This is a genomic window from Shewanella inventionis, assembly GCF_014641855.1.
GTDB classification, from domain to species: domain Bacteria; phylum Pseudomonadota; class Gammaproteobacteria; order Enterobacterales; family Shewanellaceae; genus Shewanella; species Shewanella inventionis.
The window spans coordinates 82713-95733 of record NZ_BMII01000008.1 but is presented as its reverse complement, the minus strand read 5'-3'; the positions used below and the strand labels follow the sequence as shown (position 1 = coordinate 95733).

At 39.4% G+C, this 13021-nt stretch carries 13 protein-coding genes; 4 read left to right on the top strand and 9 right to left on the bottom strand.

Features of this window, described 5'->3' with window-relative positions:
- Nucleotides 1-7: 7 nt before the first annotated feature.
- From IEW93_RS06275 to IEW93_RS06250, 6 genes are all read right to left on the bottom strand, one after another.
- Complete coding sequence (locus IEW93_RS06275; protein WP_188738068.1) at nucleotides 8-667, bottom strand: hypothetical protein; 660 nt, start codon at nucleotides 665-667, stop codon at nucleotides 8-10.
- 26 nt (nucleotides 668-693) lie between these two features.
- A complete protein-coding gene (locus IEW93_RS06270; RefSeq protein ID WP_188738066.1) occupies nucleotides 694-978 on the bottom strand; it encodes a hypothetical protein in 285 nt (94 codons plus the stop codon).
- 71 nt (nucleotides 979-1049) lie between these two features.
- Nucleotides 1050-2009, bottom strand: a complete 960-nt coding sequence (gene rdgC, locus IEW93_RS06265; RefSeq protein WP_188738063.1) for a recombination-associated protein RdgC — start codon at nucleotides 2007-2009, stop codon at nucleotides 1050-1052.
- 79 nt (nucleotides 2010-2088) lie between these two features.
- Entirely contained in the window at nucleotides 2089-2868 is a 780-nt protein-coding gene (locus IEW93_RS06260) for a hypothetical protein (RefSeq protein WP_188738061.1), read from the bottom strand.
- 138 nt (nucleotides 2869-3006) lie between these two features.
- Entirely contained in the window at nucleotides 3007-4068 is a 1062-nt protein-coding gene (locus tag IEW93_RS06255) for a tetratricopeptide repeat protein (protein WP_188738059.1), read from the bottom strand.
- A complete protein-coding gene (locus IEW93_RS06250; protein ID WP_188738056.1) occupies nucleotides 4065-5120 on the bottom strand; it encodes a thioredoxin domain-containing protein in 1056 nt (351 codons plus the stop codon). The genes IEW93_RS06255 and IEW93_RS06250 overlap by 4 nt, the downstream gene beginning before the upstream one ends.
- Before the next feature lie 491 nt (nucleotides 5121-5611).
- Here IEW93_RS06250 and IEW93_RS06245 point away from each other — a divergent pair, with 491 nt between their 5' ends.
- Nucleotides 5612-7282 (top strand): CHC2 zinc finger domain-containing protein, encoded by a 1671-nt coding sequence (locus IEW93_RS06245; protein ID WP_188738053.1) that lies wholly within the window; start codon nucleotides 5612-5614, stop codon nucleotides 7280-7282.
- A gap of 92 nt (nucleotides 7283-7374) precedes the next feature.
- Here IEW93_RS06245 and IEW93_RS06240 read toward each other — a convergent pair whose 3' ends face one another.
- Nucleotides 7375-8415 carry an IS481 family transposase gene (locus tag IEW93_RS06240; RefSeq protein ID WP_188738050.1) on the bottom strand — a complete coding sequence of 347 codons (1041 nt, stop codon included), beginning with the start codon at nucleotides 8413-8415 and terminating at the stop codon, nucleotides 7375-7377.
- A gap of 208 nt (nucleotides 8416-8623) precedes the next feature.
- On the opposite strand from IEW93_RS06240, the gene tnpA (IEW93_RS22320) reads away from it, so the two are divergent.
- On the top strand, nucleotides 8624-8884 hold the full coding sequence (gene tnpA / locus IEW93_RS22320) for an IS200/IS605 family transposase (protein ID WP_188738048.1): 261 nt from the start codon (nucleotides 8624-8626) through the stop codon (nucleotides 8882-8884).
- Between the two features lie 242 nt (nucleotides 8885-9126).
- Here tnpA (IEW93_RS22320) and IEW93_RS06230 read toward each other — a convergent pair whose 3' ends face one another.
- Nucleotides 9127-10227, bottom strand: a complete 1101-nt coding sequence (locus IEW93_RS06230) for an RNA-guided endonuclease TnpB family protein (protein ID WP_188738045.1) — start codon at nucleotides 10225-10227, stop codon at nucleotides 9127-9129.
- Nucleotides 10228-10298: 71 nt separating this feature from the next.
- Here IEW93_RS06230 and tnpA (IEW93_RS06225) point away from each other — a divergent pair, with 71 nt between their 5' ends.
- Both tnpA (IEW93_RS06225) and IEW93_RS06220 read left to right on the top strand, forming a co-directional pair.
- Nucleotides 10299-10718, top strand: coding sequence for an IS200/IS605 family transposase (gene tnpA, locus IEW93_RS06225; RefSeq protein ID WP_188738043.1), 420 nt, complete (start codon nucleotides 10299-10301; stop codon nucleotides 10716-10718).
- A 223-nt stretch (nucleotides 10719-10941) separates the two neighbouring features.
- Nucleotides 10942-11094 carry a hypothetical protein gene (locus tag IEW93_RS06220; protein ID WP_188738041.1) on the top strand — a complete coding sequence of 51 codons (153 nt, stop codon included), beginning with the start codon at nucleotides 10942-10944 and terminating at the stop codon, nucleotides 11092-11094.
- A 75-nt stretch (nucleotides 11095-11169) separates the two neighbouring features.
- Here the strand turns inward: IEW93_RS06220 and IEW93_RS06215 are convergent, their stop codons facing one another.
- Complete coding sequence (locus IEW93_RS06215; protein ID WP_188738038.1) at nucleotides 11170-12822, bottom strand: LPD7 domain-containing protein; 1653 nt, start codon at nucleotides 12820-12822, stop codon at nucleotides 11170-11172.
- Nucleotides 12823-13021 lie beyond the last annotated feature (199 nt).

The window sequence follows — 13021 nt, the reverse complement described above, 5'->3', positions numbered from 1 at the left end:
AAAACACCTATACCGGATTACAATTTACAATATGAGCATTACGCTCAAGTTCTGTTATTGCATTTAGGACAGAACTTGAGTGTAAATCATTATTTAACCCTTTTGCCTCCATCAGCCGAGATTCGGCTTTTGCCCAAGCTTTTACAAGAGATTCACCCGGCTCAAGTGTCGATTGCTCAAATGCTTCTCGATAAAGCACGATTGCCTCTGCTACATCTTTGATGTTGTTGTTTTTAAATCTGTCAGACAAGAAGTTCCCAACACGATTGAAACTGGCGGTTAAAGGGTCAGTGTTGAATGAATGTAATGATTGTTTTACTGAATTAATACAACTAGCTATCAAAGGGCTGGTTAAAGAAATACCAGCGCCTGCTGCCGTAATATATTCGCCTGTAAACTGTCTTTCATTATTCAGCAATTCCCCTATGTAATCAGAAGTGAGAATGTCGCTAAATGGATTCGATGCGATTACGTCTTTACTCCACTCAAGGTACGTGGCTGCCACGCCAGCCTCCATACAAATAACTCCCGCAGCAAAAACCACCAATGGGGAAACCTTGCTGCCTAGCTTGGCTAGCTCAATCGATGTCTGATAAAAAATATTGCTTGCTTGACCATATATTTGATCAAGCTCGTCGATTGAAATTTTGTCTTCATGAACCGACATATTAACCTCCGTGGTAATGGCTAACGTTATTTTTCTAGACGCTTAACAACTTCGACCCACTTTTCGGCATTGCTAACTATTTTGATGATTGCATTTTTCTGTACAGACGAAAATTCACTCATAATACTGTTATTGATTTCGAGCAATGAAATTGAAAGTGCCGTGCCTTGTTCTGCAAGAGACTGCAACATCAACTTACGCTCTGGTGCTTTTTCTTCATCGATTAGAGTTGCAAGTGAATTGATGCGTTCAGCCATATCCTGAATGACCATCTCCATTCTTGATATCGATTCGTTACGTTGGACTGTCATGTTATCTTCCTTCAGAATAATTGAAAAAATTAGGTTGCTGAAAAATTGTAAAAATCTAAATAAATAAAACATTAACTAAACTCATCAGTTGACACGGTATAGTTTAGAATATTATCTTCAATAAACTCATAGATCATTGAAATATTGGAGCAAAAAAGAAACGTTTCCGTGCTTATTTTGTTTAACACATCATCACTCTGGTTATCTTCAGAGTTAATTTTGAACTTAAACCCGCTTACTTTGAGGCTGTCACTGATTGAACAGGAGACATAGCCATATTCATCCTCCAGTTCTCCAATACGCAATGAGATGGTCACAACCTCCTTGAAGTTTTCTATGTTTTTAAGCACTTCAGAGTCACTAGCAAGATGGTGTTTTTTGTAACTAGTAACACTTTCAGTTTTAGTGCTCATCAAAGTACAACTATCACTTAAATCGGAATTTTCAGGTGTTTCTCCCGATTTAACCCAATCAGTGAAGATAGTAGATGCCGCAGCTGAACTTATTTGAACAACTGGGAATGAACCTATTAACTTTCGGATGGACGCAGCAATGGCTTCACATTTTTTTTCAGAACCTGCGCCGAAAGCTATCCAATGCTTGTGTCGATTAATAACAATCAATGTTTCAACACGGTCCTCAACTGCACGACGCAACTCATGTGCTGTAGCTAAAGCTTTAATTTCTTTCTTTTTTTCTTTAGAAATAAATGGTTGGCCACATTCTGCGAGGGCTATCTTTTCAAGCTTCGCGATGGTTCGTCTTAAAATGGCTGGTTTCACTTTTTTTGTTTCAAAGCAATAATTTAATATTGTAAATTCTTCAGCGTGGTAATTTATTTCTTTACCGCCAAGCGCCGGAACTGCAAAAGTAAACCCTTCAATTTTATCAACCCCATGAGCAAGCTTTTCAGGCAATTCAGAAAACGGAACTATAAGATTCACTTTAGCCAGTTCATCCCAAAAAGATGTGCTAAGCAACAACTCATTACTCGAAGGATCAAGCTTGTAGAGGCAAAATGAACTAAACATAAAAAGTACCTTAAAAGTTTATCCACAGTTTTCGTTAACAAGCTGTGTGTAAATTGGTAAAAATCTAAATTTGATATAGTTACATGCGCTTAGTCTTAATGTGGAGTCGTTCAATTACGGCATCACAATTTAAGATAAATCCCATGGGCGAATGAAATAGCATATCAAATTCATAACCAAAAACATTGCGATGCAAGTCATCAACAAATTTATTAAAATTTGTTTGTTTTGTTGGCGCCGGTATTGAATAGATCCGTGATATTTCACTTAAGTTTGGGTATTGGTCAATGTTTAACTCTCTAACAAATCTATTTATTATTCCCAAATCTGATTCTAGTGAATGTTCGGTTACCACCCCTTTGTTAATTAAGTCGTTAATAAAGTGGCAAACCGAAGGAAATATTTTTCGATTAAAAAATACGGGAATATATGTTGCTAGGAACAATGGAGTGGCGTACATGTCATAGATAGGGCTTACAGCAGCACTAATAGACCCATGCAATAAAAACCGTCTCTTCACCACGCAAGGGTCTAATCTGTATTTTGAGCTGACTTCTTTGATTGACCGATACTTAACTCCATCAACAAAGAGGCTTCGGGAGTCATTTTTCTTTTTCCTTTGCCTCAATTCTAGCGCTTCATCTAATGGCCAATTCGCTTTTAAACGAGATTTCAACGCATCTGACGATACGCCATACTCCAAAGCTAGTTCAGAAATGTTATGAAATACTTTGCCTTGATAAAAACAGCCAAAACCTTTTTGTGGAGGTCTTTCTAGCTTCAATGAGTCTTTTACAGATACCCCATGACGCAGACGCTGACGAAATGTTTTCGGGCAAATCCCATAATGTCTAGCCAAATTACTCTTGCTGGTAAAGTGATTACCATTAAAGCTAATTGGCTGGATGTGATTACATGAACTAACCTGCCTCATAATAAACCTAACTGGTACATGATAAGTGCATACAGTGTTACACCAATTTATTGCTATTGCAAGTTAATACGTATGGCATAACGCGGCTTTATCGGCATCATATGAAAAACTATCAGTGGTGCCATCGGCATTAGTTTGGTAGCACATGCTACTGTCACACTCAACCTTACATAGCTGATAGTTATTTTTTAACGCCCATGTTCGGCCTTCTTTTTGTACGCTAACATCGCTTGCTTTCATAACTCCCAGTAAATTTTGCTTTGGTGAGTAAACCTCAACCCATTCGCCTTCGAAATATAATGCGTACAAATCTGATTTGGGCTTTATATGGCCGACAATCTTGTCTGAGTCAAAAGAGCTAAAGACAGTTGGGTTGCGTGCCACTATCGACAATTTAGTCAGATAAGGAAGCACGCTAGCTGTTTTAGACTTATCACCTTCGATAGCCAGCCAATGTGCAGCCCAGCCTAGGTTTTGATTTGTGCCTTGAAAGTAGTAATAATCCAGCAATGACGCCCTGGCTTCTGGATGACCTGAGTTAGCCGCCAGCCTAAGCCACATCTCAGCTTTGGAAGCATCTTTCGATACCCCTTTACCCGCAATTAAACGTTTAAATAATTCATACTTACCCTCTGCACTGCCTTGTTTTGCTGAACGATAAAACCAATCAAAAGCAGTTGATTCATTCTTATGAAACACTCTGCCCTCAGAATACAGCTGCCCTAGTAGAAAAGATGAATTGTAATCGCCCTGATCTGATGCAGCTGATAGCCACTTTAAGGTTTGCTCTGGATCATTTATCGTAGCCACGGGAGAGTTATCAAGTGAATAGTTATATCCAACTTCACGTTGGGAACCCATATCCCCAGCCTTGGCTTTTATTAACGTATCAACCCACCCCTCGTAGACATCCCAAAATGCAATAGCTTCTTTATTTCCAGCTTGCATGGATTTCAAGATAAACTCTCTACCTAACTCAAATTCTTCATCGGCAATCAGTTGCAGGCCATATTTATATTGTGACAAGGGATGATTAGACTCGGCGGCAGCCTGAATAGGGCCTACAGAACAAGCGACTCCCAAAAGAGTGCAAGCTAAAAAACCCGCAAGAATAGTTACTTTCATTGTTTTATGACCTCAGAGTTAGAGCGTAAAAATTGGGACATTGTGTTTCCATACACAAAAGCGCTAAAAAAAACATCAGCGGGGTGATTAGCCACTACCGTTATGCCATTATTGGTAAACGAAACAGGAGTAGTTTTATTTAAGTGTTTTTCCCCAAACTCAATAAATTGATTAAACTTAAGTTCATATTGTTTGTCGTTACAGGCCTGCTCTGAGATAGATGCGCCTTTAAAAGTCTTTAATATCTGACTTACGTTAGTTTGGTTGTTTACATAATTTGCACACCAATTAGAGAGCATTTTTCTAGCCACTACCGAATGACCACCTGCTCTTGGGTAAGGAGCTAAATAAACGTCTATCCCTTGTTCATTTAAAGCCTGTATGTTATCGACGTAACGCTTACACGCTGGGCAGGTTATATCAACAAAGGTCAGCAATGCACCCTTACTTTGTTCAGCTTTATACACAGGCAGAATTGAGAAGTCTAAGTTTTTAAGGTCTGCGTTAACTTCACGGTTAGTTACGCCTATATGTGGGCTTGGAGATTCCGGGGCGCCCGAGTCGCCTGTTTGTACGTTTTTAGGCTCGGCCTCAGTAGATGCTGTTTGAGCCACAACATTCGCACCGTATCCACTTTCATACTTCCCAAGATTACTGCGGGGTGTGCTGCGAACTTCGGTACCCCTTACCCGAGTATTGCTCTCACGCTTTGACTCATCGGTACCAAAAATACGGATAGGTTTAAGATTCCCTTCCTGAAGCGCATCCATATTGCCCTGAATGCTTGTTGTAAGGTCGTTGTCAAAAAAAACATAAGAATCGCCATGCTTCACCGCAAACACGTTACATGCTGGCGTTTTAAATACATGTGCTTCACCTGCAAGTGAAGGGAATTTTGAAAAGAAACGTTCAGAAAACGATGATTCAGAACTGCACAAAAGACCCACACCCGAACCACTCAACAAGTAAGCGAGGGCAAATCCCCCAACCAGGCAGGTGAGCCCGTAACTTTTGGAGAATTGCACTTCCCCCCACCGAGGAGCTTTCCACATAAAAATAAACCTTTCAGATACATGATAAATACGTAAAGCGTAACACCTTTAACTTCAACATCCAAGTAATATTGTGACCTTTAACTGCACGAATGAACCACAATACAGCTATTTACGCGCACTTAACCGGAAACTGAAGCGTTCACCTGCAAACTGCTACCGACTGTCACAAAACACATGCAGATTGTGACCGGCAGTTGCAAACGCTGACAGAATGGAACAAAAAATAAACGAAATGAGGTTTTGATGTGTGACAGTGAGTTGCAAAGCGTAAGAAATATAGTGATACGCGCCCTGTGGGCAATTGATACTTTTTTAACCAGATTGCTACTGACTGTCACAAACGAGAGGAATTTTGTGACAGTGAGTTGCAAACTGAGATTAACCCTTCCTTGACGTAAAGTCTCATACTAAAGAAAAACAACCTTCAATAATGACAAGCATATATATTGATGTAAAATGTACTTATCAGATACCAAAGAGGGCTTTTTGTGATTTCAAAATCATTTATAGATAAGTTAAAGCAGACAGTCTCTATCGTTGAGCTTATCGATTCGTATGTTCCTCTAAAAAAACAAGGGAAGGAGTATGTTGCTTGCTGCCCTTTTCACACAGAAAGCAGCCCTTCATTTAAAGTAAATGAAAATAAGGATTTATTCCATTGCTTTGGTTGCGGTGAGCATGGCGGGATAATTGATTTTGTCATGGAGTATGAGTCCATAGGTTTTGGCGATGCTGTGGAGGTGATCGCAGGGAAATTCGGTCTTACCGTTGAATACGAACATAAATCAAAAGCGAATAAAAAACCTTCTGATTCAGAAGTCTCTTTGGTTAAGTTTGTGCAAAAGGTTTTTGAAAGAAATACCAATACACACACAATAAATGAAATGTTCAAATCGGACACTATCGCTGAATTAGGATTAACATGTGCTACAAACAATCTATCGTTACAAGAAACTATCAGGGCGAATGAAGCACTAAAAAAACTAGCTTCAAGAATAAACTTTCATTCTGGCTACCTAAAAAACCCGTCAGATAATAATGCGCTTGTGGTACCACTATACAAGCAAAACAAGCAATTTGTCGGGCTATATGTCAATTCCAAAAATGAACCATATGTTATCGGTCAGAAAAATGCTGATAAGGGCTTATTGTACAATCCTTGTAATACGACAACTAAAGGTGAACCGATAATAATCTCAAATGATATGATTGATGTTATTAAGTGTCATGAGATGGGCATCCCAAACTGTATGTGCGCCGCTGACACAAACGCAAAAACACTTACGAATGAAATGCTGCGCACATACCGATCACAACGCACCTATTACATTGTAAAGAATACTCCTGACGACACGAAGAGGCTTGCGATGGAGTTACTATCTTCAATTAAAACATCGAACAATGTTATTGGCTTAAATGTTCTTATAATAAATGAAAAAATTTCTCTGAACGCGATGGTGGCGGCGAATGGCAAAGGTGTAATTCCTGCGGTTCTATCTAAAGCGAACACATGGCATGATTTCATAGCCAGAGAGTTAACTAAAGGCAGGAATACTTATGACGATGAGTTTAAGGTTGAAATGTCACAGTTGTTATTAGATACGTTTGAACAAAGTACAAAACATAAAGATATGCCTTTGTTATTACACCTCATCGCTGAGTCAATTGGTAAGTGTTCAACATTAAATGCACATCAGATATTTCAACCAACGGCACATAATGTTAGTGCATACATTGACAGAAAACTAGAAATCGCTGAAAACCAGTTAATGGAGAAGCACATTGCATACTCACAACGCGTAATAAATGGCATCCCAATTCAGCATGTTGATACACTGACCGCGCTTCTACTCCTTGAATCAAAAGGCGTAACAAAGCCAATACTCACCGATTCCATATCAAGCTCTCTCGCTAGTGCTTTTGGTGAAGAAAGTTCATTTGCAAAAGTATTGAATGTTATAAATGAACAGGGCTATATAAGCCAGATGGATATAAAAGCAACTCTAGGTGAGGTAGAAAGCTTCCAAGTTAACAGCTGTCTGCAAGATTTCATGTTGGATGACGGTTTTTTGATTGATGCCAAAATAATTGTTGATGACATCTGCAGAAAAAAAGGACTAACAGTAGTAGGAGGGCCTAAATCATCCATGCAAATTTGACATGCTCCCCGCCTAAACGGGGATTCCTGAATACAGGTGTACTAGCTCAGACTTGATCTGACAGTTACCCATTCTAATTGGTGTCTGTCAGCTTAGATTTGAGCTAAGTTTTTTTCGGCCCAAATCTGTTTTCCATCGAGTAATGTTTCAAGCGGAGTTCTTCCGCAGCACATTTTACCTTGATGAGTTCGGTTATTGTTGTAGTAATTTATCCATTCGTCTAGATCTTTTTGCAACACTTCTAAACTGTCATAGAGCTTTTTGCGGAACGTAACTTGATAAAACTCATTTAAAATAGTTTTATGGAACCGTTCACAAATACCATTGGTTTGCGGTGACATCGCCTTTGTTTTTGTATGATCGATATCATTTATTGCAAGGTATAACTGATAGTCATGCTGTTCAACTCGACCACAATACTCTGTGCCTCTATCGGTCAATATTCGCAGCATAGGCAGCTCATAATGCTCGAAATAAGGCAGTACTTTATCATTGAGCATATCAGCAGCTGTAATCGGTGTTTTCGTCGTATAAAGCTTAGCGAATGCTATCTTGCTATAGGTATCGACAAAGGTTTGTTGGTATATCCTGCCCACGCCTTTTAGGTTACCAACGTAGAAGGTATCTTGTGAGCCAAGGTAGCCTGGATGCTGGGTTTCTATCTCACCACAGGCTTCATCGTCATGCTTTTTCTTCTCAAGTGCTGCGACTTGAGCATCAGACAAGATGATCCCTTCATTTGCGACTTTTTCTTCTAACGCTTTCAGCCGCTTTTTAAAGTTTTCTAGATTGTGTCTGAGCCAAATTGAACGAACACCACTGCCTGAAACAAAAACACCGAGCTTTCGAAGTTCATTGCTTGTTCTGTGCTGGCCATGTGCTGGGAAGTCTATCGCGTACTTGATAACCGATTGTTCGGTGGCGTCATCAACACGATTTTTAAGATTGGGTGTTCTACGTGTTTTTTCTATTAGGGCGTCAATACCACCATCTTGAACGAGTTCTTGATAGCGATAGAAGGTATCTCGAGATACCCCCATGACTTTACAAGCTTTGGATACATTACCGAGTTCTTCAGCTAAATTCAGTAAACCTGCTTTGTGTTTAATGATTGGATTGTTAGTATGCAACATGAGAGTTACCTTTTGGTTTTGATTAAAAGATTCGACACCTTTATCAAAACGGGTAACTCTCACTTTTTCAAGTGAAATGTCAGATCAAGTCGAGACTAATACAATACAGGCGATAATAAATTACTTTATCATCTACTTTCTGCTGCTGATCGCTAATGCAATTCACTTCACAGACGCTACGGCTCTGCCCGAACCTGATTAATTACTTATGCCGCTTGCTCTAATTCGCGTAAATAGCGATTTAGGGCCACTACTGATTGATTATCACCCGGCAACGTCATTATCTAAATTAACGAACGCACTAAAGGGAATAACAAGCCGTGAAATGAAAAGGCACTTCCCAGAGTTAAATCAGGTTGCATGGCGTAGAAATGCCCTTTGGTCTCCAAGTTACTTTGTTGGATCGGTAGGTGGTGCTCCTATCGAGGTTTTGCGCCAATACATAGAACAACAAAACAGACCTCACTGAATTCGCTTTCCCCGCCCAGGTGATGGGGGTACTCGCTCGTTATCAAGTTAAGCGCTAGATTTGAGTGGGTTTATTTGGTGTTGTTAATAATACTAACAACAATATAATCTTGAAGTACCCCTAGCTAAAGCAAGGGGATTCTTGTCGTCTACGGTTTAAGCATTGCAATACTAGATTGCTTTAGTCTTCCAAAACCTCTTACAAGCATTTAACGTGTCGGTACTTCCTACCGCCACATATTTTTAAGCGACCAACAGCCTCAAACTTTCAATATGAATGTTTGTCGCTGCATTTTGATCTCTATCGTGTGTAACGCCACACTCACACGACCACGTTCTGATGGCGAGTGACCATTCCCCAGAATACATTGCACCGCAATTACTGCACATTTTTGATGATGGGAACCATTGGCTAATAGCCGATACAGTACGTCCATACCAATCTGCTTTGTATTCTAATTGCCTTACGATCTCACCAAAATTAGCATCGTGCATGTGCTTAGATAGCTTACGATTTTTAACCATGTTTTTGACTTTTAATGACTCGATACCTATCACTTGGTTTTCGATTACAAGTTTCGATGTCATTTTGTGAGTAAAGTCTTTACGTGAGTTGGCTATCTTTTCGTGGATCTTAGCAACAACAAGTTTTTGCTTGTTGAAATTATGTGAGCCTTTCTTCTTCTTAGCGAGATTGCGTGATGCCTTAGCTAATTTTTTAGCGTACTTATTGGATGTTCGTGGGTTATTAAACTTAGTGCCGTCCGAACAGATCGCTAAATCTTTAATACCAACGTCTACACCTACCGTTTTATTCACTATAGGAAGCTGATTAATACTTTCTTTGACTAAAATTGAAACGAAATACTTGCCTGATTTAGTTTTAGATATGGTTAGCGAGCTAGGTGTTCCATTGAACGAGCGTGACCACTTTATTTTCAAGGGCTGCTTCATCTTAGCAAGCGTTAACGCTTGCTTGCTTTCGTCCCATTTAAAACCATTACTCATGTAACTAGCAGATTGATGATTATGTTTGCTTTTAAATTTAGGGTAGCCAAAACCTGATTTAAAAAAAGACTTAAACCCCTTATCAAGATGTTTTAATGCTTGTTGTAATGGGACGCTTGATACATCTTTTAACCATGAAAAATCTGCATTTTTTTTAAGTAAAGTTAAGTTTTTACTCCAATCGTTATAGTTTGTTTTGTTACCTAAATCATATTGTTCTTTTGAGAACCCTAGAGCTGAATTATAAGCAAATCGAACACAGCCAAACGTTTGAGCAAGCATTAATGCTTGTTCATTGGTTGGGTAAAATCTGTATTTGAATGCGATTAATTTCACTTGGTCTATTTTGGTTAAAGTGTTACCTTGTATAATATTAAGCCAAAAATACAACTTGGTCCACCTAAATAATGACACATGATAATGAACAGCAAGTACGAAAAGGAAGGCATTGCGTAAGCGCATTACATGCTCACTTAGTTTTTGTTACAAAATACCGAAGAAAGGTATTTAATGACGATATGCTAAATCGGCTAAAAGTAATATTAGAGGAAACCTGTCAGGATTTTGAGGTAAATTTAACTGAATTTAATGGCGAAACCGATCACGTTCATTTACTTGTTGAATACCCACCCAAAGTGCAACTTAGTAAGTTAATTAACTCATTGAAAGGGGTTAGTTCTAGGCTTATGAGGAAAGAATATCCAGAGATTCATCGTTACTTATGGAAGGGTGCTTTGTGGTCGCCAAGCTATTTCGCTGGGTCGTGCGGAGGGGCTAGCCTTGAAGTGCTAGCCAAATATATTGAACAACAAAAACGACCTGAGTAACCTTTTTTTACTGCTACGCAGTAATGCCTTACATCCCCGCCAAAAAATGGACGGGGTTTTACGGCTAAATGATAAATTGCAGCAATCAGACTTTATAAATGCATTTTGGCGCCGCCTGAAGTTAAAGTAATACTCGAAAAAGTATGTAAAAAAGATTCTTCAACTCGCGTACAAAAATAGCTGCTTATGAAAGACACTTGATTTACCGGCTAGAGAGAAGAGTATGGAACCCCCTAAACTATTAGTTAAAACTTGGTTAGATCTAGTTTGTTCTGGAGAAGAACAGGTAGTAAAACATGCACTAAAAATGCTTAAAGAAAAAATAGGTGATCACAAGGCCATCGAAGCTTACATGAAGAAGCATAACCTTAAATAATAAGCTACCTTGCAATTGAAAATTAAAAAAGGCTCATTTATTTTAAATGAGCCTTTTTTATTTATATGACATTAATTAAAAGCGTGAGCCCGTATAAGGAAGCATTCCTTCGCCTTTTGGGTGTGCAGGAGTTCCATTGATATGGGTAACACCGTCAATCACTTCTACAACATCACCTTCATTATGAGGAATATCGATCATAGCAGGCTCTTGTGTGGCTGGAGATGGTTCGCTTGAAGGTTCATTTGCACTCTTGGGAACACTCTTCACCGATTTCGCTGAATCGCTGGTGGGTTCTTTTTTCGAATCCACTGCCACCTTGCTTTTACTATCCACTGCCACAGACTGTGAAGCCTTTGCAGGTTCAACTGGCCCCTCCGTTTTGGCCTCATTATTCATAGCGCCCTTACCAGCCTTTGCTTTCAACTCATCAATTTCAGACTTGTTAGGCACCTTGCTAGCAGCTTTCCTTAAGTCTGCAATATTACCATAATCACGGTTAAACTTAACGCTAATGCCTGCTGACTTACAAGCTGACGCCATCGCCTCAACATAAGCAGCATCACCATGGACTTTAATGCTTTTCCATCCTTTCATTTTTGCCGCGCTTACGGCTGCGGCAGCGGATGCTTCGGGCGAGTCTGACTCAACTGAATATTTAGCGAAATAGTCTTTTATTGATACGTTATTACGTAAATTAATTTGCAGACAACCTTGCTCGGAATTAACCTCACATAATTTCTGCCCCATCTTTTTATGTAAAAAAAAGTGTGTTATCACCTTACGCATATATGAACCAGCGAGTAATCTTCGATCAATTAAAGGGTCTTTATCATGCTCTACATTTAGTGTCGGACCTTTGCTCTCTGAGTTCTTTTCATGTTCATTGGTGGTAGGTTCTGCAGTGTTTAAGTCAGAATTAAGCAATGGGTTAGCAGCATTAGGTTCAACATAAATGGTGTTAGCTTCAATTCCTGCACCTTGATAGGTTTTTTTTGAAGGTTTAACCTCATCAGCCTCATCGACTTCATCGACTTCATCGACTTCATCCATCACTTCAACATCCTGAGTTTTATCAATTTCACCGCCAGGTGTTAATTGGCCTCGATAATATGCCGATTGGACATTGTTGAGAAAAGTAGCTTCCTCATCATTTTCATCGTCTAGTTCGTCTGGTTGGTCTGGTTCGTCTGAGTATGCTGATACATGACTGTTAACTTCAAGAATACTTTCAATTGAATTAATCAGGTCATTCTCATCATCAGTGCTGGGTGTTTGCAACTCAAGAGGGACATCTTTTTCACAGCTGGGGTCGTAGGCATAATCCGATTCATCCTGGACGTTTGCAAATTTACTCGTCATCGCAGCAAACTTGGTAAGGCTACTCTCTTCGGCTGATTGAATACCTTCGGGTACATTTGATTTGCTATCTGTATGAGCACTGTCCAAGTCAGAATTATTTACATCAACTTCAGCCTTGGAGGAAGATGTTAATGAATCTTCATCCAACTCTAGATTAGCACCGGTAATCTCGTTTTTATCTATAGGCATTTCATGTTCGAGTTGTTGTAAATCTTCGGCATTTTCTAACGCGATATAATCAGACTCTCGATGGCCCTCCATCAGCATAGAATCGTCAATTTCTTCATACTCTCGCGCCTCGTCGTGTTCAATGTAAGGCGCTTTGTTTAATAATTCTAACTCTTCAAGATCAGACAAAGCAGTCATAGCAAACCCTCTATACTTATAAGTTACTTGATGAGTATATCACCACATCAAAGAGTATTCATATATATCGACTAACGCTATGCATACAAAATGCTTATAACAAAGGCGACTGCGAACAATGCCAAAAATGGATGGTTATGACACTGAATACGCTCAGGATTTAAAAGAGCATGGCAAAGCGAGTCTTCACAGGATTTTT